The sequence below is a fragment of the Thalassobaculum sp. genome (genome assembly GCF_040219215.1).
Lineage (GTDB): Bacteria > Pseudomonadota > Alphaproteobacteria > Thalassobaculales > Thalassobaculaceae > Thalassobaculum_A.
On record NZ_JAVJSX010000032.1, the window covers coordinates 41696 to 64777 of the forward strand.

At 68.2% G+C, this 23082-nt stretch carries 29 protein-coding genes; 19 read left to right on the forward strand and 10 right to left on the reverse strand.

Annotation, left to right across the window (positions count from 1 at the left end; genetic code table 11):
* The first annotated feature begins 38 nt into the window (after positions 1–38).
* From RIC54_RS20875 to RIC54_RS20930, 12 genes are all read left to right on the forward strand, one after another.
* Positions 39–452: a hypothetical protein gene (locus RIC54_RS20875; protein WP_350089140.1), complete on the forward strand. Its 414-nt coding sequence runs from the start codon at positions 39–41 to the stop codon at positions 450–452.
* Positions 449–1231, forward strand: a complete 783-nt coding sequence (locus RIC54_RS20880; protein ID WP_350089137.1) for a lytic transglycosylase domain-containing protein — start codon at positions 449–451, stop codon at positions 1229–1231. The genes RIC54_RS20875 and RIC54_RS20880 overlap by 4 nt, the downstream gene beginning before the upstream one ends.
* Before the next feature lie 58 nt (positions 1232–1289).
* The gene (locus tag RIC54_RS20885) at positions 1290–2942 is read left to right on the forward strand and encodes a hypothetical protein (protein ID WP_350089134.1); all 1653 of its coding nucleotides are present in this window, start codon (positions 1290–1292) and stop codon (positions 2940–2942) included.
* On the forward strand, positions 2939–3490 hold the full coding sequence (locus RIC54_RS20890) for a hypothetical protein (protein ID WP_350089131.1): 552 nt from the start codon (positions 2939–2941) through the stop codon (positions 3488–3490). The genes RIC54_RS20885 and RIC54_RS20890 overlap by 4 nt, the downstream gene beginning before the upstream one ends.
* Positions 3491–3546: 56 nt before the next feature.
* On the forward strand, positions 3547–4671 hold the full coding sequence (locus RIC54_RS20895; RefSeq protein ID WP_350089128.1) for a hypothetical protein: 1125 nt from the start codon (positions 3547–3549) through the stop codon (positions 4669–4671).
* Between the two features lie 68 nt (positions 4672–4739).
* Positions 4740–5285 (forward strand): hypothetical protein, encoded by a 546-nt coding sequence (locus tag RIC54_RS20900; RefSeq protein ID WP_350089125.1) that lies wholly within the window; start codon positions 4740–4742, stop codon positions 5283–5285.
* A 9-nt stretch (positions 5286–5294) separates the two neighbouring features.
* A complete protein-coding gene (locus tag RIC54_RS20905; protein WP_350151393.1) occupies positions 5295–6164 on the forward strand; it encodes a hypothetical protein in 870 nt (289 codons plus the stop codon).
* Between the two features lie 26 nt (positions 6165–6190).
* Positions 6191–6568: a hypothetical protein gene (locus RIC54_RS20910; RefSeq protein WP_350089119.1), complete on the forward strand. Its 378-nt coding sequence runs from the start codon at positions 6191–6193 to the stop codon at positions 6566–6568.
* Between the two features lie 5 nt (positions 6569–6573).
* Positions 6574–7077: a hypothetical protein gene (locus RIC54_RS20915; protein WP_350089116.1), complete on the forward strand. Its 504-nt coding sequence runs from the start codon at positions 6574–6576 to the stop codon at positions 7075–7077.
* Complete coding sequence (locus tag RIC54_RS20920) at positions 7074–7379, forward strand: hypothetical protein (RefSeq protein WP_350089113.1); 306 nt, start codon at positions 7074–7076, stop codon at positions 7377–7379. The genes RIC54_RS20915 and RIC54_RS20920 overlap by 4 nt, the downstream gene beginning before the upstream one ends.
* On the forward strand, positions 7379–8158 hold the full coding sequence (locus RIC54_RS20925; protein WP_350089110.1) for a hypothetical protein: 780 nt from the start codon (positions 7379–7381) through the stop codon (positions 8156–8158). The genes RIC54_RS20920 and RIC54_RS20925 overlap by 1 nt, the downstream gene beginning before the upstream one ends.
* A complete protein-coding gene (locus RIC54_RS20930; RefSeq protein WP_350089107.1) occupies positions 8146–8817 on the forward strand; it encodes a hypothetical protein in 672 nt (223 codons plus the stop codon). Before RIC54_RS20925 ends, RIC54_RS20930 begins: the two co-directional genes overlap by 13 nt.
* Here RIC54_RS20930 and RIC54_RS20935 read toward each other — a convergent pair.
* Positions 8763–9215, reverse strand: a complete 453-nt coding sequence (locus tag RIC54_RS20935) for a VOC family protein (RefSeq protein WP_350089104.1) — start codon at positions 9213–9215, stop codon at positions 8763–8765. The genes RIC54_RS20930 and RIC54_RS20935 overlap by 55 nt on opposite strands.
* Before the next feature lie 122 nt (positions 9216–9337).
* Between RIC54_RS20935 and RIC54_RS20940 the strand changes: the two genes are divergently transcribed.
* The 3 genes from RIC54_RS20940 (at position 9338) to RIC54_RS20950 (ending at position 11567) form a co-directional block, all read left to right on the forward strand.
* Positions 9338–10243, forward strand: coding sequence for a LysR family transcriptional regulator (locus RIC54_RS20940; RefSeq protein ID WP_350089101.1), 906 nt, complete (start codon positions 9338–9340; stop codon positions 10241–10243).
* Positions 10244–10599: 356 nt separating this feature from the next.
* Positions 10600–11319 carry a DUF1194 domain-containing protein gene (locus tag RIC54_RS20945; RefSeq protein ID WP_350089098.1) on the forward strand — a complete coding sequence of 240 codons (720 nt, stop codon included), beginning with the start codon at positions 10600–10602 and terminating at the stop codon, positions 11317–11319.
* Positions 11316–11567, forward strand: coding sequence for a sulfurtransferase TusA family protein (locus tag RIC54_RS20950; protein ID WP_350089095.1), 252 nt, complete (start codon positions 11316–11318; stop codon positions 11565–11567). The genes RIC54_RS20945 and RIC54_RS20950 overlap by 4 nt, the downstream gene beginning before the upstream one ends.
* 8 nt (positions 11568–11575) lie before the next feature.
* Here the strand turns inward: RIC54_RS20950 and RIC54_RS20955 are convergent, their stop codons facing one another.
* Entirely contained in the window at positions 11576–12448 is an 873-nt protein-coding gene (locus RIC54_RS20955; protein WP_350089092.1) for a LysR substrate-binding domain-containing protein, read from the reverse strand.
* 293 nt (positions 12449–12741) lie between these two features.
* Between RIC54_RS20955 and RIC54_RS20960 the strand changes: the two genes are divergently transcribed.
* On the forward strand, positions 12742–13860 hold the full coding sequence (locus RIC54_RS20960; RefSeq protein ID WP_350089089.1) for a 2-aminoethylphosphonate--pyruvate transaminase: 1119 nt from the start codon (positions 12742–12744) through the stop codon (positions 13858–13860).
* A 13-nt stretch (positions 13861–13873) separates the two neighbouring features.
* On the forward strand, positions 13874–14689 hold the full coding sequence (phnX, locus tag RIC54_RS20965; protein ID WP_350089086.1) for a phosphonoacetaldehyde hydrolase: 816 nt from the start codon (positions 13874–13876) through the stop codon (positions 14687–14689).
* A 9-nt stretch (positions 14690–14698) separates the two neighbouring features.
* Here phnX and RIC54_RS20970 read toward each other — a convergent pair whose 3' ends face one another.
* From RIC54_RS20970 to RIC54_RS20980, 3 genes are all read right to left on the reverse strand, one after another.
* A complete protein-coding gene (locus RIC54_RS20970) occupies positions 14699–15658 on the reverse strand; it encodes a threonine ammonia-lyase (protein ID WP_350089083.1) in 960 nt (319 codons plus the stop codon).
* Positions 15658–16398, reverse strand: coding sequence for an SDR family oxidoreductase (locus RIC54_RS20975; RefSeq protein WP_350089080.1), 741 nt, complete (start codon positions 16396–16398; stop codon positions 15658–15660). Before RIC54_RS20975 ends, RIC54_RS20970 begins: the two co-directional genes overlap by 1 nt.
* 113 nt (positions 16399–16511) lie before the next feature.
* Positions 16512–17270: an SDR family NAD(P)-dependent oxidoreductase gene (locus RIC54_RS20980; protein ID WP_350089077.1), complete on the reverse strand. Its 759-nt coding sequence runs from the start codon at positions 17268–17270 to the stop codon at positions 16512–16514.
* A 166-nt stretch (positions 17271–17436) separates the two neighbouring features.
* Here RIC54_RS20980 and RIC54_RS20985 point away from each other — a divergent pair, with 166 nt between their 5' ends.
* Both RIC54_RS20985 and RIC54_RS20990 read left to right on the forward strand, forming a co-directional pair.
* Positions 17437–18795, forward strand: a complete 1359-nt coding sequence (locus tag RIC54_RS20985; protein ID WP_350089074.1) for an aminotransferase-like domain-containing protein — start codon at positions 17437–17439, stop codon at positions 18793–18795.
* A 106-nt stretch (positions 18796–18901) separates the two neighbouring features.
* The gene (locus RIC54_RS20990) at positions 18902–19477 is read left to right on the forward strand and encodes a dihydrofolate reductase family protein (RefSeq protein WP_350089071.1); all 576 of its coding nucleotides are present in this window, start codon (positions 18902–18904) and stop codon (positions 19475–19477) included.
* A gap of 81 nt (positions 19478–19558) precedes the next feature.
* Here the strand turns inward: RIC54_RS20990 and RIC54_RS20995 are convergent, their stop codons facing one another.
* The 5 genes from RIC54_RS20995 to RIC54_RS21015 are packed head-to-tail and all read right to left on the reverse strand — an operon-like array spanning position 19559 to position 22987.
* On the reverse strand, positions 19559–19948 hold the full coding sequence (locus tag RIC54_RS20995) for a YybH family protein (protein ID WP_350089068.1): 390 nt from the start codon (positions 19946–19948) through the stop codon (positions 19559–19561).
* Between the two features lie 43 nt (positions 19949–19991).
* The gene (locus RIC54_RS21000; RefSeq protein ID WP_350089065.1) at positions 19992–20363 is read right to left on the reverse strand and encodes a VOC family protein; all 372 of its coding nucleotides are present in this window, start codon (positions 20361–20363) and stop codon (positions 19992–19994) included.
* A gap of 48 nt (positions 20364–20411) precedes the next feature.
* The gene (locus tag RIC54_RS21005) at positions 20412–21128 is read right to left on the reverse strand and encodes a helix-turn-helix transcriptional regulator (RefSeq protein ID WP_350089062.1); all 717 of its coding nucleotides are present in this window, start codon (positions 21126–21128) and stop codon (positions 20412–20414) included.
* A 54-nt stretch (positions 21129–21182) separates the two neighbouring features.
* Positions 21183–22067 carry a DMT family transporter gene (locus tag RIC54_RS21010; protein ID WP_350089059.1) on the reverse strand — a complete coding sequence of 295 codons (885 nt, stop codon included), beginning with the start codon at positions 22065–22067 and terminating at the stop codon, positions 21183–21185.
* Entirely contained in the window at positions 22064–22987 is a 924-nt protein-coding gene (locus RIC54_RS21015) for a bifunctional helix-turn-helix transcriptional regulator/GNAT family N-acetyltransferase (RefSeq protein ID WP_350089056.1), read from the reverse strand. Before RIC54_RS21015 ends, RIC54_RS21010 begins: the two co-directional genes overlap by 4 nt.
* Positions 22988–23082 lie beyond the last annotated feature (95 nt).

A 23082-nucleotide genomic window follows, 5' to 3' on the forward strand; every position in this document is an offset into this window, starting at 1 on the left:
TCCATAGCCTCATGGAGACGATCCGGAGGGAGGCGGAAATGGATGACGGACCGGCCGGTCACGCGATGACCGAGATCGCCCTGGCCCTGGCGATGAGCTTCTTCTGCCTGCTGGTGCTGACGCTGGTGTCGATGGGCGCTCCGGTACCGGGGATGTCCGGCGCCGATCGGATCGAGGCGCTGGCCGCAGCGCCGGCAGGGGCACCATCCCAGAGACTGGGGCAAAGCGATCGGTTGGTGGTGTTCCACGGCGGCCGGTTTCTCGACGCCGATCGGCAGGCGCTCGATCCGACGACGCTGGTAGGCGATGGGCGAGTGGTTCTGGCGCTCGATCCGCGCCTGCCGATGTCGGAGGCGCTGGCGGTTCGTGCCCGGATCGCGGTCGCCGATCTGATCATCGCTCCTCTCGACGCCACTTGGCTGGCAGCCTTGGGCACGGGAGCGGGGCTATGAACCAGCTCGGTGCGGCCCTGTTCGCCGTCCTGATCGTGCTTCCGGCTGCCGAAGTCGGGGCGACTGCCAAGGCCGATCGCGAGGAGGTCCGCCGGATCGTTGTCCAGGAGGCGTTGGGCAGCCGTAGGGTTCCGCCGTCGCTGGCATTGGCGGTCGCCGAGGCCGAGTCGGACTTCGTCGCGAACGCCGAGAGCTCGGCCGGGGCGCGCGGGGTGATGCAGATCATGCCGGCGACCGGGCGCGGCGAGTTCGGGGTGCAGCCGGACGAGTTGTGGGAGCCGCGGCTGAACGTCCAGATCGGCATCGCGTTCCTGGACCAGTTGATCGCGCGCTACGGCGAGCGCTGGGATCTGGCGCTGTCGCACTACAACGGCGGCTCGCGGGTCGGCTCGGGCGAGGCTGCCCGGGTGATCCCGGCGACCCGGGCCTATGTCGACAAGGTGCTGCGGCTGGAGCGGCGGAACGCCCGCGACGACGCGGTACGGCGGATGATTGCGGCCGCTGAGGGTGGGGGCAGGCCCAGGGTGGCTGCCACCGAACGTCTGCCGTCGGTGGCGGTCGGAGCGGCCCGCATCGCTGCCTTGGACGAAGCGACCGCCGACTGGCGGCCGCAGGAACGTCGACGCCGCTTCCTGGCTCTCGCCGAAGCCGCACTCGACGGCGCCGAGGCCCGGCACCGACGGCGCGGCGACCGCATCGATACGAGCGATCTGCTGGAGCGAATCGATGCTCAGAAACAACGATTCCGCACCCTGCTGACCGCTTTGCGCGGCGAATGAAAGCATCGCCGGACTGGACGCGTCTGCAACCTTCTATAGTGTTTGTGGGGGCTATCTGATGAGGGTCGTGCGGGCGATGGACGGGGTGTCGGCCGAACAGGCTGCAATCGACGGCGGGCGGAGTACGGCGCTGGATCAGGCGCTGCGCACGGTGGCTGAAACCGACCTCGGCGCCGGCCCGAAGTACGGGCCGCTGGTGGTGCGCGACCTGATGCGCACGATCTCGGCGCGGGCCTACGGCAAGCCGTTGCTTGAGCTGATGCACCTGATCCGCATCGCCGAAGCGGCCGGCGGACGTCACGGCTGGCCGGCGATCCTGTTTGCGGTGCCGGTGGCGCGCGCCGCGACATTCCGCGGCGTGATCCAGAAGGCGTCGGCAGGGTGCCGGGCGTTTGATGTGGATTTCGCACTGGTTGAGGACGGCGTCGAGATCGCCTATCCGGATGGGCCATTCCGGGTGACCTACGGGCGGATGGCGTTCCTCGCGGCGCTGGTCGAGTTCGCCATCACCGCGCTCGGCTGGCGCGCAGTCGACGGGGTGTTCCGGGGCTGGTTGGACGACCGGTTCGCGCTCCGCGCCGCCGGTCCTCATGCCAACACGCTGTCGCGGCTGCTGTACGACCATCTGAAGGATCACCTGCCGACCGCCCAGGCGCTGCGCAGCTACCGGCGGCTGACACGGTTCCTGATGGCTGCGCGCGGTGGTGGATTCACGCTCGACGATCTGGACGACGCCATGGTGCTGGCATTCTGGAGCGGCGGCGGCGATGAGACCGACGACGATGGCGGCGACATCCGGACGTTCCGGGCGGCTGTCGAGCAGGTCGCGCGACTGCGCTCGGCCATGCAGGCCGGATTCGAGCGAAGGTCCGTCGATTCAGCCGTGCCGATCGGCGGCGACCGTTCGGCGGGTGAAGTGGACCCCGATACCTTGCTGGGCGTTCTGGAGGCCCATGACGGACCGGGCGACCCGCTGCTGCGGCTGGCGTCTCCGCCGGCGTCGGCGATCAAATTCCTGAATGGCCGGGAAACCGCTGCGCTCGACCTGATCGCGGCGCTGGGGGTGCAGGGACCGGCGCTGCCGCTGTCGGTGCTGCGGGTAGAGACCTTCGGCGCCGCCCAGGGACGCCTGACCCAGGCGATCCGGCGCCGATCCGACCCGGCGGAGGTCGCGATGCTGGTCGGGCTCGCCCAATGCGAGTCCTATGGCGAGCGCATTGAACAGTGGGAACGGCTGGACCGGCAGCTGCATCGCCTGTCGCTGGCGGCGCTTGCCGCGTTGTTGGAGGCCGGTCGGGCAGAAGCGGCTGTCGAACTGCTGGTGCACGCGCCCGATGCCGACCTGTCGCCGCTTCGAGGTGTGGCCTCGGGTTCCGGTGACAACCGGGTTGTCGCGTTGGGCGGAATCCTGGCCGCACTCGCGGATTCGGAGGTCGTCGGCGGTCGTGCCGCGGATGTTCTGGGGCAGGCTCGGGCTGCGCTGCGGTCGATCAGCCGGCGCGGGTTCAGCGTCGAGGACCGCCGCGACCCGGCGTCCGGCGATGGGTTTGCCGCCGGCGCGCCCGCGGTCCGGGCGGCCCGCGATCTGCTGGAGGGGGTGCGGAAGGCCGTCAGTGCAGTCTTGCCGCCAGCGGAACGGGAGCACCGCTTCGCGGCCGATCGGACATTGTTCGCCGCCCGGTTCAGTGCGCTGTACGAGGCGTCGTCGTGACCGGCCGCTGGAGTGATATGGGACCAGGCGAACGGGCAGTCGTCGAGGCATCCTTCCTGGCGCTGGAGACCGCGGCGCTGATTGGCGCCGACCGGCCGGTCGGTGCGAAGCCGTCTCCGTCGGCGTTGTGGGCGCACGTGACCGGCGCCGTCCCCATTCCACGGGCCGAACTCGGGGCTGCACTGATCCGGCACCCGGATCTGCGGGCGACCTTGGCCGGTATGCTGGCACGGTCTGCCATCGCCAGCGCTCCGCGCGTGGCTGCCGCAGCCACCGGGCACCCAGTCAGCGAACGAGGCGGTGACGGCTTCCGTCTTCGGCTCTTGCCGGCGCGGGGGGCTCCGGATCAGACTTGGATCATGATCGCGCTCGACACACCGAGACCGGCCCCGGCCCCAACCCGTCTGACCGTCTTGCCGCCCGACGGCGCGCCGGAGACGGTGGCGCTCGAAGCCCCGGTCGATGGCAGCGTTCAGCTGCTGGCGGAGACCCATTCGGCACTGGTGCGCGCGATCAGCGATCCCACGGCTGTCGTCTTCCTGCTTTGACCGGCCGGGTTCGCGTCGTCATTGCCACGACCGAAGGCCCGTCAACGGTTCTGCGGGTGACGGCCGAGGATCCGGCGGTGCGCTCGGTGGTCTGCCTCGGGCGGAGTACCACCACCCTGCCGATCAGCCGCGCCTATGATGCATTCGTGCGGGCGCCGACCGGGGTGATCGAACGCGCGGTCGGCCATCCGTCGTTCCGGGTCGATGTCTCGGCACCGATTGACGACGGCGACAGCTGGCAGCTCGGGCTGTACCTGGCCCACCGGTTGAAGACGGCCGACCGGCTGGCCGAGGACGATGAGCCTGCCGACCGGGTGCTGTGGGTGTCCGGTGCCGTTGACGGCGATCTGGTCGTCCGCCCGGTCGAGCGGATTTCCGAGAAGTGGCGCCGTTCGGACGTCATGCTCGCGGAAGCCGGGACCGGCCTGCTGGTGGTTGTGCCATCCGGGCAGGCCGGAGCCTTGGGCGATTTGCCGGGTGGCGCCGAGGTCGTCGAGGCCGGCACCGTTGGAGCGGTGCTCGCACGACTTGGAATCGAGCGATCGTCTATCCAGCGACGCTCCGGGCGCTGGCCGCTCGTCGCGGCGCTCATCGGGGTCGCCGGCGTGGCGGTTGGCGCGTTCGCTTGGCTGAACCAGCAACCGCCCCCGATCGCGAGCCCCGCACTTTCGGCGCCGCCTCCGGTTGCCGCATTGCAGGCCTTCGACCCGGCGCTGGTACGGCTGCTGACCTTTGAACGCCGGCCGACCGGTGGCTCGTGCGCAGGAGAACAGCGCACCGACCCGGTTGAACCGGGACAGGAGACCCCACCCGGTGTGTGCGCGCTGACCGTTCAGGCGGTCAATGGCGGCGCAACCGGTGGCTTCATCTGGCTGGTGGCCGTCGTCGAAGGCACGTTTCGCGAGTATTCCGGGAACGCCAAGTCGATCGACATCGCCGCCGGATTGCTTGCACCCGGCGAGACGGCGGAGGTTCGAGTGGCCGCGCCGTCCTGGGTCCGCCGTCCGGTGGTTTTCCGGAGCCTGCTGGTGGTGTCCGGTGAGGACCGGGAGGACGTGTCTCGGGCGCTGGCCGGGGCCGAGACGCTCTCGACCGATGATTTCGACCGGCTCGCCGAACAACTGATCGAACTGGGACTGGACGTTCGAACGGTGCGGCACCGGGTCCAGCCGCGCGCCTGATCTCCCGAAAACCTGCCTGCGGTCTCCATAGCCCATGCGCTGAGCGCATTAAGCCGAGGAGGCCCGTCATGCCGCGTACCCCTGCCGCATCCACCGTGCTGATCGCGCTGACCTGCGCCGGGTTGGCAGGCTGCCTCGCGCCGCCACCGGACGCTGCCGGCATCGGCTTCCGTGAGGCCCGTTTCCAGGAGGCGCAGGCGATGCGCGACTGGCGGGCGTGCCGGGACCAGGGGATGGAGCTTGACCGTCAGGCGGCCCAGGCCGGGTCTCCGGCGCGCTACCTGTCGGCGGCACGAGTGCTTGAAGGATGTGAGAGCGAACTCGGTGCCGAGGCGGCTGCTCTGGCTCCGGAGGAACGCATGCACGCATACGGAACGGCCATTCAGGCGCGCCTGAAAGGTGGCGATCCGGACGGCGCACGAACCGGCCTGGAACGCTTTCAGGCGGCCTTTCCGGAGCGCGATCTCTACTTCGACGACGGTACCTCGTTCATCGACTCGGTCTCGGCGGTCCTGACCGTCGGTGCGGGGGCGGCGGCGCCAAGGGGGCCGGCCAACGTGACCGGCGCCCTTGGCGATGAGCTTCGACGCCTGGCGCGTTGGCGCCGCGGTTAGGGGTCGGCCATGCGTGGAACCACCACCATCCTGCTGATTGGGCTGGCCGCCGCGCCGGTCGCGATGGCCGACACCGCCGGGTCGGGAAGCGTGGAGTGGCGGCCGGTGGCGAGCGAACGACTGATGCGGCTGCCGACGGGGTACCTGGAGCGGGCGATCGAGCGGGACTTCCAGGAATCGCCGCTGGCCGCCGCCCTGGACGATGCCGGTCGAGCGCTGGTCGACAAGAGCGCCGGGCTCGGCGAGTTGCAGGCCGCGGCCGAGGCGGCGACCGGACCGGAAGGTGATGCCCTGCGCCAGCGGTTCCTGGAGGAAAAGCAGGCTTACCTGCAGCTCATGGGCCGCCGGCATGACCTGGAGCGCGAACGCCTGAAGGCCCAGCGGGCGCTGTATGCCCGCCTGCTCGGCCGGATTGAGCGAGACGGTGCTGCCGGAGAGGATCCGGCGGCGGCCAGGCTGGCCGAGAACCGCCGGGCGGCGCAGAGAAGGTTCGAAGCGTCGGTCGAGAAGGTCGACATGAAGCTGTTCGCCGACGGAGCGGCGGCCGAAAGCCGCTACGGCAGCGAGTACCGCCGGCACGCCAAGGCGATCGACCGACTGGTCACCGCCATCAATGCTCACCCGCTGACCCAGGCGTCGGAGGTCGACGGGCAAAGCGTCGACAAGCAGGACTTCCTGCGCCACCTCGCGACCCGGGCCGAGGCCGACCTGGCGTTGCTCGACCAGCAGGACCTGGTGCTTGCCTACTTGGCCAAGCTGGTGGCGCTCGACGCCATGGCGATGGCCGACGAGGTGGCCGATCGCGAGGTCCGGAGCGCCGATCGGCCCGAGACCCGGGACGTAAGCGCCGCCGTCGGCTTCTTCATCACCCCGAACTGATCGTCCATCAAGATTGGAGAGGTGCCATGCGTGGTTTCGGTCTGTCCCTCGTCGCCGCAACACTGCTTGCGGGATCCGCTGCGGCCGGTCCCCTGGAGAACCTGGAGCGGGAGCGCGCCGGCCTCCTGGCGATACTGCTCGATCCGGCGCTTGACCCCGATACCCGCCAGGTTCGTGCCGAACCGGCCCTGCGCCGGCTGGTTGATCTGGAGCGGATGGTGCTGCGCGATACCCGCTCCGCGTCGGAGCCCGATGCATTGGCACGCCGCGCTTTCGCAGATTACGACCTGACCTTCCTGGTCCACGCCTCGGTGGAGCAGGGGCTGACGCCGCTTGAGCTGTGGCTCGATCGACTGGGATTGTCGAGCAGTCGGTTGAGATCGGCGCGGGTCGGACGCCGGTGACGGCCGTGACGCACCGGCGGCCCATCTTCTGCGTTCCGCCCGCTTGGGCCGATATCGCCCAGGCGACGGCCATGCTGCTCGGCGCGGCAGTCCTGACGCTCGCCGGCGTGCAGGTTCTGGCCGGTTGGTCGCCCACTCACGCCGTCGAACGCGCCGCTTCGTTGGTTGGTCTCGTCTTTCCATCGGTGTTCGCCGCGTTGACGGTGGCCTCTGCCGCGTCGGCGGTGCGCTTGGCGCGCGACCCCGGCAACCGGCGCTGGCGGCAGATCGGCCTGCAGGCGGCGTCAGGCGTCGCCACCCTGGCCCTGACCTTTACCTTGCTGGGCATCAGCCTCGGCATCGGGGGGCTTGCGGACCGGCCGCTGACGCCGGCCAGCGTCCAGGAGGTGATCGGCGAACTGACCGGCCGCTTCGCCCTGGCGTTCGCTACTACCGTGGTCGGACTGCCAACGGCCGCCGGCCTGCGGGCACTGATCCTGGTGCTGGCGTCGCGGGAGGTGCGGCCGTGAGGTGGGTGCTGTTCGATCTGGTGGTTGGGGCCGCTTTGGTCTGGCTCCTGTGGGGAGATCGGGCGGACCTGCCGGAAGGAGCGGCGCCGTCGACCACCGTGGCGATGGACCCGTCGTCGGCAAACGCCGGTCAGACGATCGTGCTGCCGGCCGAGCCGGTGGATCCCGCTCCGGCACCCTCGCCGGTGATGGCACCGCCGCCCGTCACTCCGGCAGTGACGGCGGACGACCGCGGGCGGCGATTGCGCGCGTTGGTTCGCGACGCCGAGGCGCTGCTTCTGCGGACAGGGGGTGAACGGTGATGGCCGGTCGCCGCGCGCTGCTGTCGCCGTTTCTCCTGGGCGCGGTGATGGTGGTGGTGGCAGCCATGCCGGCCGACCGGAAGCCGTCTGTGACAGCAGAGCCGCGGTCCGTCCCTGCCTTGGTGGAGCCATTGCCGGAGCATTCGACCCGGCTCAGCCGCGTTGCATTGCCCCCGCCAGCTGAGGCCGGGGTTCCGATACCCCAGGTTCGTGCCGTCGCCGATCCGCAGGCGATGCCGGATGGCGCGGTCGGGCCGTCGCCTGTCGACGGTGACCGTGGCCGCCTGCTGCTCGACCGGATCGAGAAGGGTGAAGGACCATCGATCGAGATCGCCTGGCCGGATGATCCTGCCTCCCGGCGCCGGCTGCTGCAGCACCTCGAACGCTGTGCCGGGTGGACGGTGCTGCTGCTGTCCGGCGGCAAGCTTTGGCGCGCCGGTGATCCTCCAGGGCTGTCATGGACGCCCAATCCAGAGCAAGTGCCGTCGGGCTTGCTGCGCGATGTCGAGGGGATGGCCACGGACGGTGCGATGATCGCCGCAATCAGGACGCGGCATGGGTTGAGCGCGGGCATCCCGGTGGCGAGTGTCGAGCGCGCCTGGGACGCGAAACTGCTGGGAGGGCTTGACCGGCTGCTCGACAGCAGCTGGACCGGCGGCGCCGTGCGTGCCCGATATGCGATCGGTGCGGATCGTCTGACGATTGCCGACATCACGCTGAACGGTTCCGCGGTGGCCGGGACCGTTGACCTCGGGGCGGTGTCGCGATGCGGGCGCTGACCGGGTTGTTGCTGCTGTTGCTGACGGCCTGTGCGTCGGAGCGGGCAACGGATGGCCCAGGGACCAAGGTGGGCGTGACCGATGATCCAATGCTGTTGGTCGATCCGCCGTCCTGCGTTGTCGTGATGCCGGCCGAGGTTCCGCGACCGGTGGGATTGCCGGCCGCTGATGCCGAAGCTGCCCTGGCTCGTCATCTGTCCGGGCGGATCGAACGGGTGATCGATTGGTCGCGACGGGATGCGCTGACCCGGCGCCTCGGTCTCGATCTGGAGCATTTGGACGATCGCCGGCGGTTCGCCGACCTCGCCGGATGCGAGCACGCCGTGGTGTCGCGGTTCTGGGGTGGACGGGCCTGGGGTGTGGTGTGGTCCGAAACCCGGATCGGGGTCGAGATTGCAATCCTCGCCATGGCCGACGGTCGGCCACGCTGGCACACCCGACGGACGGTTGGACGCGGCGATGGCGGGCTGCCGCTGTCACCGGTGTCGGCGGTCGTGGCGACCGGTCTCGCGGCGCGCGCGGCGCTCGACGACGGCGTGCTGCACTCGGTTCTCGACGATGCTCTGCGGGTGGCGCTGTCCGACCTGCCGGACCTGCGCGACCCTCAGGGCTTCGCTTCCAGGAATTCCAGCGTCAGGCCGTTGTCGTCGCGGAAATAGGCGACGCGCCGGCCGGCGTTTGGCCCCTGGTCGATCACATAGACGGCGCCCAGGAGGCCGAGCCCGTGCTCGTGCGCGACGACCAGGGCGGTGTCCATGTCACCGACGTCGAGCGCCAGATGGGCGAACCCGGAATCGCACGGCCTGGGCGCGCTGGACCCGCGCGCCGCCGGCGCGTGATACTCGATCAGTTCGACCCGATGGCTCGGCCCCTGCAGGAACGCGATGGTCACGTCGCCGCCGACCACGCCGGTGATCGCCTGGATCGCCGCCGGATTGCGCGGGCCCTTCGACACGAGTTCGAAGCCGAGGCCGTCCTGAAACAGCGCGATCGCCCGGTCCAGGCTTCGGACGGTGAAACTGGTGTGGTTGGTTCCGACTACCCGTACGCTCGCCATTGCCACCTCCTGTCGCCCTTGCATCCGCAAAACGAAGACCGGATCATAGCGCTTGGCTTTGCATCAATCGAGCATGTGCCGGCTTCCCGGGGAACGGGACGGCAAGCGAACTGGGGCGACCGGTGAACTGGGACGATCTGCGATACTTTCTGGCGGTGGCGGGCGAGGGCAGCCTGTCGGGGGCCGCACGGTCGCTGCATGTCAACCCGGCAACCGTCAGTCGCCACGTCGACGCGCTGGAGGAACGCTTCGCCGTCCGGCTGTTCGACCGCCGGCAGGATGGCTACGGCCTGACGCCGGCGGGGGAGAAGCTGCTGGCGCGGTCGCGCGGCATCGAGTCCGAGATGTTCGCGCTCGGCCGGGCCTTCGACGCCGAGGATCGCGGGTTGGCCGGCACGGTGACCGTGACGGCAACCGAATCCCTGACGGTCCCGTTCCTGATCCGCAACCTGCCGCTGCTGGAACAGCGGCATCCGGGCATCCGGCTGCACCTCGTGAACGAGTACCGCATGCTGAACCTGTCCCGGCGCGAAGCCGATGTGGCGATCCGGCTGGCCAGGCCGGAACAGGGCGACCTGTCGATCCGAAAGATCGGGGTGATGGGCTTCGGTCTGTATGCGTCGCCGACCTACCTTGAGTTGCATGGCGCGCCGAAGACGCCCGGTGATCTGCGCGATCATCGGGTCATCGACTGGCTCGACGGGTTTCCGGAGAACGTCACCGTGACTTGGCTGCGCCGGCAGATCGGTGACACCGTGCCGATCTTCTCGACCAACCCGGCTAGCGCCCGTTTGGCGGCGGCGCGGATGGGAGTCGGCATCGCGTTGGTGCCGTGCATGGTGGCCGAGGGTGTGCAAGGGGTCGTGCGCCTGCTGCCCGACGAAGCGATCCCCGGGGTCGATCTGTGGCTGCTGGTGCACCGCGATCTGGCGCGCCTTGCCAAGGTTCGGGCAGTGCTGGACTTCATCTACGACCGAGCCCAGAGCGAGGCTGATCGGATCGCCGGACGGCTGGTTCAGGCCGGGTAGTGCTGGTAAGGCGATATGATCGAATTTCGAAAATTTTAGATAATTTCACCCAGCTGTTCTGGGAAGCTCCCTGACGTTCGCTTGAGCGTTTGGTGGCCGCTTCTCCGGACGTTTCTGCAAGTGTGAATTGATCACCGGCGAGCAAAGCGCGATCCTATCCGGCGAGCCCTTTACGCAAGGTTGTGCATAGCGTGTGGATAGTTTTCGACCTTCCGAGCCCGAGGCGTTTTGTTCCAGAGCCGTTCTGGCTGGACCAAATTTCGTCCTCGACTTTCCGATCGAAAATCGATCGTTGGATATCGGCTCTCGGCCATCGACCGGCAGTTTTTCTGTTTTCCACAGTCTGCCTGCTTTTTGTGCTGGCATTGCTGCTGTCGGGATCGCCCAGCGCTCGGGCTCAAACGGTTGATCTCGAACTGGTCTTTGCCGCTGATGGCTCGGGCTCGATCGACGATGATGAACTCCGGTTGCAGCGTGAAGGCTATGCGGCGGCACTTTCGGATTCGAAAGTTCTGGACGCCATCGCCAGCGGCGGGCACGGGCGGATCGCGGTTGCCTACGTCGAATGGGGCAGCCCGCTCAGCCAGCACACGATTGTCGACTGGATGGTGATTGCCGGGGCCGATGACGCCCGGGCGTTCGGGCAGGCGCTGCGCGCGGCGCCCCGTGCGGCGTGGGGCTATAACTCGATCAGCGAGGCCATCGCCTATTCGGCAGACCTCATCCGAAACAACCGCATCGACAGTGATCGCAAGGTCATCGACGTCTCGGGCGATGGACCGCAGATCGGTGGCCGGCCGCTCGACCTGATCCGCGACAGCGTGGTCGCGGAAGGCGTTACCATCAACGCCCTGGTCGTCGCCAACCGCGGAGTGCGCAGCGGTCCGCGCGGTGAACCGCTGGACGAGCACTACCGCAACGACGTGATTGGCGGCATCGGCGCGTTCGTGGTGGTGGCGGATGACGAGCGCGGGTTCACCCGCACCTTGCTCGGCAAGATGATCCGCGAGATTGTCGACCGCGATCCGACCGGTGCGCCCGCGCGCCGGCTTGCAGAGCGGGAAGCGACTCGATGACGAAGGAAGCGATCCACGAAGCGCCAGCCCAGGTCCTGGACGTCCGTGGCTTGAAATGCCCGTTGCCGGTGTTGAAGGCGCGAAAGGCGATCACGGGGATTCCGGTCGGTGCGCTGCTGGAGGTGCTGGCGACCGATCCGGCGGCCGTGCTGGATTTCCGGCACTACGCCCGGCAGTCCGGCCACACCCTGGTCGCCGCCGAGGAGGGTGAGGAGCTTCGCTTCCTGCTGCGGCGCGAGGCGAAGTAGCGGCCGCGTCAGGGCTTCTCGGCCAGTTCCAGAAACGCCCGCACCGGTGGATGATCTCGCCGCTCCGACAGACAGGCCACCACCAGCCGGACGCTCGGCCTGGCATCCAGCGGCCGGTCGACCAGGCGGGGATCGCTTCCGGCTTCACCGTCCAGTACCGCCGCCAGACCGAGACCCGCGACCACGGCCTCGCGAACCGCTTCCCGGCTGCCGAGCGACAGCCGCACGGCGGGACGCACGTCGGCGGCGGCGCAGACGCGGTCGAGCGCGTCGCGGGTGGCCGAACCCTGCTCGCGGCCGACCATGGTCACGCCGTCGAGGTCGGATGGCCTGATCACGTTCAGTCCGGCCCAGGGGTGATCGCGTGGCATCACGATGCGCAGGCCCTGGTCGTGCAGCGGCCTGATGTGCAGGGCCGGGCGCTTGGCGCCGTCGAGTGACAGCACAGCCACATCGACACGGGAGTCGGAGAGCGCCGCAAGAGTCTCCGGCGCATTGCCCATGCGCGCCTCGATCCGGACGCCAGGATACCGATCGACGAACCGGGCCAGCACCGGGATCGCCGCGAACGGGCCGTCAGCGCCGATCCGCAGGGTGCCGAAGGTCAGTTCCGCCGCGCCCTGCAGGGCGTCGGCGGCATCCTGGTACAGCCGGAACAGCCGGCGGGTGATGCGGTGCAGGGCCTCGCCGGCCTCGGTCGGGGTCAAGCCTCCGGAGCCGCGGTCGAACAGCCGCACGCCGCGTTCGCGCTCGAGCGTGCGGACCTGCACCGTCACGGCGGGCTGGGTGATGCCGAGCCGGCGCGCCGCATCGGTCACGCTGCCGGTTTCGGCGACTGCATGAAAGGCGCGAAGCTGCTTGTCGGTAGGCGGGGCGCTCATCTTGGCAGGCCGCCGAGTACAACGACGACGGCGGGCCGCGATGGCGTTTTCCCATGGTGGACCAGTTCCCGGGAGCACCGGTTCGCAATGCGATCTCTTTTGGGAGATTGAGGCTGCTGGTCCGCCCGGCCTCGACGGTATCTGAGCACCGACAGTCTTAACGAAGCGTGAGAGCCAAAGGTTAACGGCATACAATTAAATTAATGGAGCTCAAAAAAATATCAATTCGATTAATGCAGCGGAATCCGATATCTCCACAGCACTATTCCATTCCCGGCTGGCGGAGGCTCGAGATGACGGCGCGCGATCCCTACCTGCTCACCCCCGGCCCGGCGACCACGTCGCCGGAGACCAAGGCTGCCATGCTGCGGGATTGGGGATCGTGGGATGGCGACTTCAAGTCGATCACCGCCCGCGTGCGTGCCCGGCTCCTGGCAGTCGCCGAGGCCGACGACAGCTACACCTGCGTGCCGATCCAGGGCAGCGGCACCTTCGCGGTGGAAGCCGCGCTCGGCACGCTGGTGCCCCGGACCGGACGCACGCTGGTGCTCGCGAACGGCGCCTATGGCAAACGGGCCGCGGAGACCCTGGCGCGGATCGGCCGCGAGTACGACCTGTACACGACCGACGAAAGCACGCCGCCTGACCCGGTGGAGGTCGACCGGATACTCACTTCCGACCCGTCGATCAGCCATGTGCTCCTGGTTCATTGCGAGACCACCTCGGGCATCCTGAATCCGCTGGAACCGATCGCCCGGATCGTGTCCGCCCGCGGTCGCGGACTGATCCTGGACGCGATGAGCACGTTCGGCGCGCTGCCGATCCCGACCGCGGCACTCGATCTGTGCGCGGTGATAGCGTCGGCCAACAAGTGCCTGGAGGGCGTGCCCGGCGTCGGCTTCGTGATTGCTCGAAGACGCGACCTGAAGACGATGATCGGCAACGCCCACTCGCTGTCGCTCGACTTGGCCGACCAGTGGGCCTACATGGAGAAGACCGGACAGTGGCGCTACACGCCGCCGACCCATGTGATCGCCGCGCTCGACACCGCGCTCGACCAGCATACGGCCGAGGGCGGCACGCCGGCTCGGGGCGCCCGATACGCGGCCAACCACCGCGCGATCGTCGACGGATTGCGCGGCCTGGGCATCGAGCCGCTGATTCCCGACGCACTGCAGTCGCCGATCATCGTCACGTTCCGCTGCCCGGACGATCCGAACTTCGCTTTCCAGGCGTTCTACGATCGGCTGAAGGCCGAGGGCTTCATCATCTATCCGGGCAAGATGACGGCAGCCGAGACCTTCCGCATCGGCTGTCTCGGCGTGCTGACGCCACAGATCATGGGTGAGGTGGTATCGGCGGTGGCGCGGGTGCTGGACGATCTCGGCGTCGCGCATCGTCGCGCCGCCTGAACGAGGGAACGACATGAACAAGAGCAACGCCACGGTCGAGGCGGTGATCTTCGACTGGGCCGGGACAGTGGTCGATTATGGCAGCCGGGCGCCGGCGTCGGCGTTCGTCGAGGTGTTTCGCCGCTTCGACGTCGCTATCTCGGTGGACGAAGCCCGTGGCCCGATGGGCTCCGAGAAGCGCGCCCACGTGGCGGCGCTGCTGGCCGATCCGGGAATTGCCAAGCGCTTTGAAGCAGCGCACGGCCGCGCGCCCTCAGAGGCCGACATCGATGCGATCTACAAGGCGTTCATCCCCTTGCAGATCGAGACGCTGGCCAGCCACGCCGACCTGATCCCGGGTGCGGCGGAGACCGCGGCCTGGCTGCGCGAGCGTGGCGTCAAGATCGCCGGCAACACCGGCTACAACTCAGAAATGAGCGCGGTGAACGAGCGTCTGGCCGCTTCCCAGGGGTACAAGCCGGATGTCTGCGTGGCCGCGAACGACGTGCCGCGCGGCCGCCCCGCCCCGGACATGGCCTTGAAATGCGCGCTCGAGCTCGGCATCGGCACCGTGCGCGGCTGCGTCAAGGTCGACGACACCATCCCCGGCATCCTGGAGGGACTGAACGCCGGGATGTGGACCGTTGGGGTCAGCGTCAGCGGGAACGAGGTCGGGCTGTCGCGCGAGGAATGGGAGGCGCTGCCGAAGGACGAGCAGAAGCGGCGACGTGCAGCGGCGACCCGGCGGCTGGCCCAGGCCGGAGCCGACTACGTCATCGACTCGGTAGCCGACCTGCCGGCCGTGATCGAAAAGATCAACCGCCGCCTAGCTGCTGGCGGCCGGCCGTAGGACGCCGGTCTAGCCCATCCCGTCGGTTCCCGCACCGCACACCAGGGCGCAGACGGTGGAGCCGGGCCGGACGGTAACCGCACCGCTCATCAGTGCGGCGATGCCGGCGGCCCCGCTCAGCTCCGCCGACAGGCCGCATTCAAACCAAAGCCAGCGGGCCGCTTCGCGCATGGCGTCGTCGGAGACCAGCACCAACTCGTCGACATGGGCCGACACCAGCTCGAAGTTCAGCGCTTCGGTACGGCGTGGTGCCAAGGTACCGGCGACCGTGGTGATGGCGTCGAGGGTCACCATGCGCCCGGCCGCCCGGCTGGCGTGGTGGGTGGGGGCGCCCTCGGGCTCGATCCCGACGATCCGGACGTTCGGCCGCACCGCCTTGATCGCGGTGGCGAGCCCGGCGATCAGGCCGCCGCCGCCGATCGCCACCAGGACGGTGTCGACGTCCGGGATCTGCTCGACGATCTCCAGCCCGACCGTGCCCTGGCCGGCGATCACCGAAGGTGGTGCGAACGGGTGCACGAAGGTCATGCCCTCGGCCTGTGCGCGGGCGGTGGCGGCAAGGGCAGCCTCATCGAACACCGCACCCTCGATGACCACCTCCGCGCCCCAGGCCTTCAGTTTCTCAGCCTTGTCCTTCGGCGCGCTGGCCGGAAGGTAGATAATCGCCCGGGTCCCGCCCATTCGCGCGGCATAGGCGATCGCCAGGCCGTGGTTGCCGCCGGATGCGGTGATCAGCCCACGCGCCACCTGATCCTGCGGCATCGACAGCAGTGTGTTGACCGCACCGCGCACCTTGAAGCTGCCGGTCGGCTGCAGGCAGTCCAGCTTCAGCACCAGGCGGGAATCCGGAATGACCGGGCTGCGCATCGGTGCCGCGTCGATCACCGGTGTGAGGCGGACCTTGCCGGAGAGGCGGGACCGTGCCGCCCGGATGTCGGCGAGGGCGACCGTCGAGTTCCGTTCCGTCATCAGCCGGCGATCCCGCCGTCGACGATGAAGTACTGTCCGGTGGTGTAGGCGCTCTCGTCACCGGCGAGGTACAGCGCCATGGCGGCGATCTCCTCCGCCGTACCGAGCCGGCCGAGCGGTTGACGGGCGATGAAGTCCTTGCGGGCCTGCACCGGGTCGTCGAACGCGTTGATCCGGTCGTCGAGCGACGGTGACTGCACGGTGCCCGGGCAGATCGCATTGCAGCGGATGCCCTGCTTCAGGAAGTCGGCCGAGACCGACTTGGTAAGGCCGATCACCGCCGCCTTGCTGGCGCCGTAGATGAAGCGGTTCGGGATGCCCTTCACGTTCGATGACACCGAGGCCATGTTGATGATCGATCCGCCGCCCGCCGACAACATGGCGGGCAGGAACGCCCGGATCATCCGGTACATCGCCTTGACGTTCAGGTTCATCGAGAAATCGAAGGCCGCCTCGTCGCATTCCAGGATGGTGCCGTGGTGTACGTAGCCGGCGCAGTTGAACAGCACGTCGACCGGGCCGATCTCGCCTGCGGCAGCCTTGATGGCCTCGGCGTTCAGGACGTCGAGGACCCGGGTGGTGATGCCCGGCACACCGTCGAGTTCGGCCAGCTTGGCGGCGTTCAGGTCGGTCGCGATCACCTGCGCCCCCTCGCGCGCGAACGCCTCGACGGTCGCCCGCCCGATACCCTGCGCCGATGCGGTGACGAGCGCCTTCTTTCCCTGGAGCCGGCCGGCCATGGAGAGTCTCCCTGAATGTCATCGGATCCGGCCACGGCCGGTTGATCGAGAGGGGAGACTAGCCGATCCATGCGGGGTGTCCACGGTGCAGACAACGGTCTTCCGGACGGCGCTCACATCTTCGCCGACAGCCCGCCGTCGACGGTGATGGTGGTGCCGTTGACGTAGCTCGCATCCGGGCTTGCGAGGAACAGTGCTGCCGGCACGATCTCCTCCGGCCGGCCCCAGCGCCGGACCGGGACGCGTGCGTTCAGGAAGGTGGCGATCGCCGGATCGTCGGCGAGAGAACGGTTGGCTTCGGTCAGGAAGAGGCCCGGAGCGATGGCGTTGACCGTCAGGTTCTGCGCCGCGAATTCAACCGCCAGCGACCTGGCCAGCGCCGCGAGACCACCCTTGGCCGCGGCGTAGGCGGGGTCGCCGGGCCGTGCGATTGAAGCCGCTATCGACGTCACGAAGATCAATCGTCCTGCGCTTGATTGCCGGAGCAGGGGCAGCGCCTGACGGGCGATGGCATAGCCGCTGGTCAGGTTGACGCCCAGCAGGTCGGAGAATGCCTGGGTGTCCAGGTCGGAGGTGATCCTGCGGTCGCGCACGCCGGCCGCATGGATCACGACATCCAGCCCGCCAAGCCGGCCGGCCGCCTCGGAAACGATGCGTTGGGCATCCACCGATGCATCACCGGAGATGGAAATGACATCGAGGGCTTCCTGCAGCATCTCCGAGCGCGTCCGTTCCAGGACCGAACCGGTACGGCCGTTCAACGCCACGGAGTATCCGGCCCGTGCAAGGCCGAGCCCGATCTCCATGCCTAGCCCCCGGCTGCCGCCGGTCACCAGCGCCCGCCGGGCGACCGGCCCACCCGGCCGCGTCATGACGGCGCCTTGATGGCAGCGGGTCGGAATCCGCCGGTCTTGTCGGTCTGGATGCGTGTTGGCACTGACAAGCTCCATCATTCGGGTGCTGGCAAGATTGCCGTTGACGGGTACGCCAAACAATTTCATTGATAGATCTGAAATCAGAACAATTGTTTGTCGAACAATGTGGAAGCCGGATCTGGCCGCCCGGAAGGGCTCGCGTTACGCGGCGCTGGCCGATGAAATCGCAGAGGCGATCAAGACCGGCCGGCTGACGCCGGGCACCCGTCTGCCCACCCAACGCGTCCTGGCGCGGGCCGTCGGCCTGAACCTGACGACGGTGAACCGCGGCTATTCACTGGCGGTCAAGCGCGGCTTGATCAGCGCGGAAGTCGGGCGCGGGACGTTCGTGCGCACGCAGCCTGTTCCGTCCCCGGTGCACTGGCCGAAGGGAGCGCAGTTCGCCGGTCTTGACCTGAGCACCAATCTGCCCGGCACGGCGGCCGGTCCGGCGGATCTTGAGCAGGTGTTCGCGGGCCTGCGGGATGATGTGGCGGTTGGTCTGCTGGGCTACCGCACGGCGGAGGGCTGTCCAGAGCAGCGGGCAGCCGGCGCCGAATGGCTGGACCATCTCGGCGTGACGGTCACACGGGATCACCTGTTGATCGTCTCGGGCGCGATGCACGGGATTCTGATCAGCCTTCTGACGATCTGCCAGCCGGGCGACCGGGTTCTGGTCGAGGAACTCGCGTCGCCAGGGGTGATCGGGTTGTGTAACGCGCTGGGGCTGACGATCGATGTCGTGCCCCTGGATTCCGACGGCGTCACGCCCGACGGTCTGGAACGCGCGCTTGAGGCGGGGGCGGCCAAGGCTCTGATCGTTGTCCCGAATCTCCAGAACCCGACGCTGGCGGTGATGCCGGCCGGGCGCCGGGCCGAGATTGCCGCAATCCTCAAGCGGCGGCGGCTGTTCGCCATCGAGAACGACGTCTATGGGCCGCTGCTGCCCGACGCGGACCGGTTACCGCCCTTGGTGACGCTTGCTCCAGCGTGGGTCTGCTACGTCACCAGCCTGTCCAAGGCGGCGGCCCCGGGGTTGCGGGTCGGATGGCTGCTGCCGCCGGCGTCGCTGCACCGCCGGGCGCTTGACCGGTTGCAGGTCACCAGCGGGATGACGTCGCCGATACTGGGCCACATCGCGGCACAATGGATCGCCAGCGGCCGTGCGCGGTCGATGGCCGCCCGGCTGCGGGAAGAGGCACGGCGGCGTCAGGCGGTTGCGTCGAAGGTTCTGGATGGGCTCTCGGGCATGGGCCATCCGTCGGCGCTGCATGTCTGGCTGAAACTGCCCGAGCCCTGGAGATCGGAGGAGTTCGCCGCCTATGCCGAACAGCATGGGGTCGCCGTGCTGTCGTCGGATTCATTCACGCCGTCCCACGGCACTAACCGTCGTGCCGTCCGGATCAGCCTGACCAACGGATCAATCGACGATTTGGCGAGAGGGCTGACAACCCTGCGTTCGATGCTGGACGGAAGGCTTTAGCGTCGTTCGCCGCCGCCAACCGATTGATCGTCCATCAATACCGGAGCCGACCGCGCGGCGTTGATGGCTACTGGCCGGAAGCCAGTTCTGAGTTCCGGAGGCAGTGGTGTCAGGGAAGATCGTTGCGACGCAGTACATCTCGCTGGACGGGGTCATCGAGGATCCGGTCGGCATGGAGAACAGCGGTCTTGGTGATTGGACCGGGCCGTTCAGCCGGGGGCCGGCCGGCGACACCTTCAAGCATTCTGAACTGATGTCGGCCAGGGCGGTGCTGCTTGGTCGACGCACCTATGACGGCTTCGCCGCGGTGTGGCCCCAGGTTCAGGACGAGGCCGGATACGCCAACCGGATCAATACCCTGCCGAAATACGTCGCGTCGGACACCATGGAGCGGGCCGACTGGAACAACACAACGGTACTGTCGGGACATGTTCCGGGTCAGGTCCGCGACATCAGGGACCGCACGGACGGCGACATCCTGGTTTTCGGCAGTGCGACGCTGATCCATTCGCTGCTGCCGCACGGCTTGGTCGACGAGTTTCGGCTGATGGTCTACCCAACGGTTCTCGGTCGCGGCCTGCGGTTGTTTCCGGACAACTGGGCCGCACGCCTCGATCTCACGGAGTGCGTGACGTTCGGCGACGGGATCGTCCTGCTTCGGTACTCTGCAGCCCCGAGTTGATGCGACCTCGCGAAACCAACCGAGACCCGGCGCGCCCCTTCCATCATGAGCATGGCGCTGGAAGGGCCTGCGGTCCGACGGTCAACGTGCCATCAGGCCGTCGCCATGCGGTTCGTCGATCACCATCAGCCAACAACCGTCGATCTGGCGTCGCAGTACCGCCACCGATAACCCGCCGTCCCGGATGGCGCTGCCGTCAGGCGCGGTACCGGTCATCGACCAGGGGCTCAGATGCAGGGCGATGTCGCCGGCCTGGATGATCGAGTGCCCCGAGAAGCTGAGTTTCGGGTCGGTGGCGACGAAGCCCTCGAACAACGCCCGTAGGGCCGCAGCACCGGACGTGGGTTGCTCCGGCGTCCCGACGACAACGGCACCGGGTTCATAGGTTGTCAGGATCGTGTCGACGTCATGGGCGGCAAGGGCCGACGTCATGGTGTCGATCGTGGCCTGGATGCGAGTGGTCTCGGTCACGGGTTTTCCTTTCAAGAAGAAGCGCGATGCGGCTGGACGGGAATCACTTGGCGGCCGGTGCAAACACCCGTAGCCGGTGGCCGTCGGGGTCGCTGGCGACGAAGGTCCGTCCGAAATCCATGGACGTCGGCGCTTGCAGAATCGGCAGGCCGCGCTTGGCCCAGTCGGCGTGCCGGGTGTCGACGGCGGCAGCGCTGTCGGCCGGCAGTCCCACCTCCGCCCCACCCGTGGACGGGTCGGTGGCGGGCTTGACGGCGTCCCGGGCCCAGAGACCCAGCATGGTCCCGGTATCCAGGGCGAACATCGCGAATTCAGAGGACGATTCGACAGGTGCGCGATCGAGTATCCCGGCGTAGAAGCGGGCGCTTGCCGATGGGTCGGCGACGTAGAGGATGATGAATGTCGGGGTCGGCATGGCTTGGTCTTCCGGTTGCGATGGCCGAGAACATGCCGTGTTATACTGTCAAATTATGGCAGTATCAGCGTTTCGCTTCATCTTGGCCGCGCGCAGTTCGGTTTCCCGCCATTCCTTCAGCAGGACCTGGCGGCGGCGTGGGTAGCGCTCGACGCTTTCGGTCCAGTCGATGATCCGGTCGGCACGAAAGTTCCGGTAGCCGCGCCGCAGTTCGCACCAGGCGACCACGATTCGCACCCGGTCGAAGAAGCCCAGCGCGAACGGCCAGATGACCCGCTCGCTCTGCGCCCCGCTCTCATTGCGATAGGTGATGCCAAGCTTGCGTTCGGCCCGAATCGCCTTGCGGATGATGCCGAGGTCGATCGCGTCCGGCTCAACCCAGCCGGGGCCGACCAGCAGGGCCGAGGCGTCCAAGTCGTCGCGCAGATCGGCCGGCAGCACCGCGGCGATCTTGGAGAGCGCAATCCGTGCCGCTTCCGCCAGCCGGCTGTCGCCGCGGTCGGCGACCCAGCGTGAGCCGAGCACCAGGGCCTCGATCTCATCCTCGGAAAACATCAGCGGCGGCAGCATGAAGCCGGGTCGCAGCACATAGCCCAGACCCGGCTCGCCCTCGATGTGCGCGCCCTGGGCCTGCAGTGTGGCGATGTCCCGGTACAGTGTGCGAATGCTGACCCCAAGCTGGTCGGCCAACGACTGCCCCGTTACCGGCCGGCGGTGCTGGCGAAGAACCTGGATCAGGTCGAGCAGGCGCGCGGCGCGTGTCATGGCGACAGCCTTTCCGAAGTGCGCCGCATGATGCCATATTCTGGCAGCAACTGCTTATCGTAACGCCACCCCGAGCCCCGCCACCACCAGCACCAGCCCGCCCACCACACCGGCCGTCAGCGGCTCGCCCAGCAGCAGGGTGCCCAGCAGGGCGGCGGTCACCGGGCTGAGCCCGAGGAACATGGTGACGCGGGTCGGCGGGGCGTGGCGCAGGGCATACAGCCACACCAGATACCCGCCGGCGCTGGACACGGCGATGAACAGCACGGCCGCCCAGGCGATCGTGTCCAGTTGTGGCCAGGCATTGAAGAAGCCCTCGCCGGTGGCGAGCACGGCCAGGAAGGCAACCGAGGCGGCCATCGCGACGAAACCGACCGGCAATGTCGGATAGCGCTGCAGGTATGGCCGGTACAGGACCGAGCAGACCGCGCCGGTGAACGCCGCACCCAGTGCCGCGCCGGCGCCGATCCAGGCATCGATGTCGGCGTCTGGGCCACCGGTATCCGCGATCACGGCGCTTTCCCCAAGGGTCAGGGCGACGCCGAGGATCGAAATCGTGACTCCGATAGTCACCCGCGCCGACAGGGACTCGCGCCGGGTGGCGGCACCGAGCACCAGGGTCAGCAGCGGGAAGGTGGCGAAGATCAGACTGGCGCGGGCCGCCGGAATGTACTGCAGAGCGAGATTCAACAGCGCGATCAGCACGCCGAACTGCAGGATGCCGAGCACAGCGATCGGCGCGATGTCGCGGCACGCGAACCGTGGTCGGCCGATCGCCAGCACCACCGGCGCCAGGATCAGGCAACCGATGGCATAGCGCAGCAGGGCGAGCGATATCGGGCCGATCTGGCCAACCGCGAAACGGGTCGCGACGATGTTCGCTCCCACCTGGATGCCGGTCGCGGCGGCAGCCAGGATGGCCAGCCGGTACGGGCTCACAGCTCCAGCGCCCAGGTCTCGCCGACCAGGTCATGGCCGAAGCTGTGGTGCGGTTCGCTTTCGATCAGGGTGAACCCGGCGGTCTCGTAGATCCGGCGCGCCGCGGTCAGGATATCGTTGGTCCACAGCACTATGCGTCGGCAACCGGTTGCGCGCGCGAACGCCACTGCCTCATCGACCAGCTTCCGGCCAATTCCCAGGCCGCGTGCCGACGGTTCGACATACAGCAGGCGCAGCTTGGCCGTGGTCTCGTCGGCGCGGACCACGAACACCGATCCCACAGGCTCGCCGTCGTGTTCGGCAATCCAGCAACGCTCGCGCTCGGGGTCGAAGTTGCGGATGAATCCGGCAGCAACTTCCGCCACCATGGCCTCGAAGCTGTTATCCCAGCCGTACTCCTGGGCGTACAGCGCGGCGTGGCGGTGGATCACCCAGCCCATGTCGCCGGGCCGGTGTGGGCGCAGCACGACGCCATCGGCCTTGGTGGTGCCGCCACCGAACAGGGTCTCGACCGTGCGCATCGCCTCGACCAGCCGGGCCTGGTCGGCTTCGGACAGCGGCGCCAGCATGGCTGCCACCTCGTCACGCGAGCGCTGGTTCAGCGGCGCGAAGATGCGCTCGCCGGTTTCGGTCAGTGTCAGTTCCTGGCGGCGTGCATCGGACGGTGCCGATGTGGTGTCGACCAGCCCGCGTTCGCGGAAATTGCGCAGGATCCGGCTGAGATAGCCGGGGTCGAGGCCCAGGTCGCGGCGCAGGTCGCTGGCGGTCACGCCCGGACGGTGCGCCAACTCGTAGAGGATGCGGGTTTCGGTCAGCGAGAACGAACTGTCGAGCAGTCCCTCGTTCAACGCCCCGACGTGGCGGGTGATGAACCGGTTGAAGGCGCGCACGGCGTTGATCCGTGCCTCGGTGTCGACCATGGTCTGGGCCTCCCGGTGATGTTTGACAAAATCAACGATATAGTTGCTGAAGTCAATTAAATATCAGATGCCAGAACGGTGTTGCCGATTGCGGA

Excerpts from the sequence above, each read along its gene's own strand:
- RIC54_RS20875 (WP_350089140.1), top strand. The coding sequence starts at position 39 with ATGGATGACGGACCGGCCGGTCACGCGATGACCGAGATCGCCCTGGCC.
- RIC54_RS20880 (WP_350089137.1), top strand. The coding sequence starts at position 449 with ATGAACCAGCTCGGTGCGGCCCTGTTCGCCGTCCTGATCGTGCTTCCG.
- RIC54_RS20885 (WP_350089134.1), top strand. The coding sequence starts at position 1,290 with ATGAGGGTCGTGCGGGCGATGGACGGGGTGTCGGCCGAACAGGCTGCA.
- RIC54_RS20900 (WP_350089125.1), top strand. The coding sequence starts at position 4,740 with ATGCCGCGTACCCCTGCCGCATCCACCGTGCTGATCGCGCTGACCTGC.
- RIC54_RS20905 (WP_350151393.1), top strand. The coding sequence starts at position 5,295 with ATGCGTGGAACCACCACCATCCTGCTGATTGGGCTGGCCGCCGCGCCG.
- RIC54_RS20910 (WP_350089119.1), top strand. The coding sequence starts at position 6,191 with ATGCGTGGTTTCGGTCTGTCCCTCGTCGCCGCAACACTGCTTGCGGGA.
- RIC54_RS20925 (WP_350089110.1), top strand. The coding sequence starts at position 7,379 with ATGGCCGGTCGCCGCGCGCTGCTGTCGCCGTTTCTCCTGGGCGCGGTG.
- RIC54_RS20930 (WP_350089107.1), top strand. The coding sequence starts at position 8,146 with ATGCGGGCGCTGACCGGGTTGTTGCTGCTGTTGCTGACGGCCTGTGCG.
- RIC54_RS20935 (WP_350089104.1), bottom strand. The coding sequence starts at position 9,215 with ATGGCGAGCGTACGGGTAGTCGGAACCAACCACACCAGTTTCACCGTC.
- RIC54_RS20950 (WP_350089095.1), top strand. The coding sequence starts at position 11,316 with ATGACGAAGGAAGCGATCCACGAAGCGCCAGCCCAGGTCCTGGACGTC.
- RIC54_RS20955 (WP_350089092.1), bottom strand. The coding sequence starts at position 12,448 with ATGAGCGCCCCGCCTACCGACAAGCAGCTTCGCGCCTTTCATGCAGTC.
- RIC54_RS20960 (WP_350089089.1), top strand. The coding sequence starts at position 12,742 with ATGACGGCGCGCGATCCCTACCTGCTCACCCCCGGCCCGGCGACCACG.
- phnX (WP_350089086.1), top strand. The coding sequence starts at position 13,874 with ATGAACAAGAGCAACGCCACGGTCGAGGCGGTGATCTTCGACTGGGCC.
- RIC54_RS20970 (WP_350089083.1), bottom strand. The coding sequence starts at position 15,658 with ATGACGGAACGGAACTCGACGGTCGCCCTCGCCGACATCCGGGCGGCA.
- RIC54_RS20975 (WP_350089080.1), bottom strand. The coding sequence starts at position 16,398 with ATGGCCGGCCGGCTCCAGGGAAAGAAGGCGCTCGTCACCGCATCGGCG.
- RIC54_RS20980 (WP_350089077.1), bottom strand. The coding sequence starts at position 17,270 with ATGACGCGGCCGGGTGGGCCGGTCGCCCGGCGGGCGCTGGTGACCGGC.
- RIC54_RS20985 (WP_350089074.1), top strand. The coding sequence starts at position 17,437 with ATGTGGAAGCCGGATCTGGCCGCCCGGAAGGGCTCGCGTTACGCGGCG.
- RIC54_RS21000 (WP_350089065.1), bottom strand. The coding sequence starts at position 20,363 with ATGCCGACCCCGACATTCATCATCCTCTACGTCGCCGACCCATCGGCA.
- RIC54_RS21005 (WP_350089062.1), bottom strand. The coding sequence starts at position 21,128 with ATGACACGCGCCGCGCGCCTGCTCGACCTGATCCAGGTTCTTCGCCAG.
- RIC54_RS21015 (WP_350089056.1), bottom strand. The coding sequence starts at position 22,987 with ATGGTCGACACCGAGGCACGGATCAACGCCGTGCGCGCCTTCAACCGG.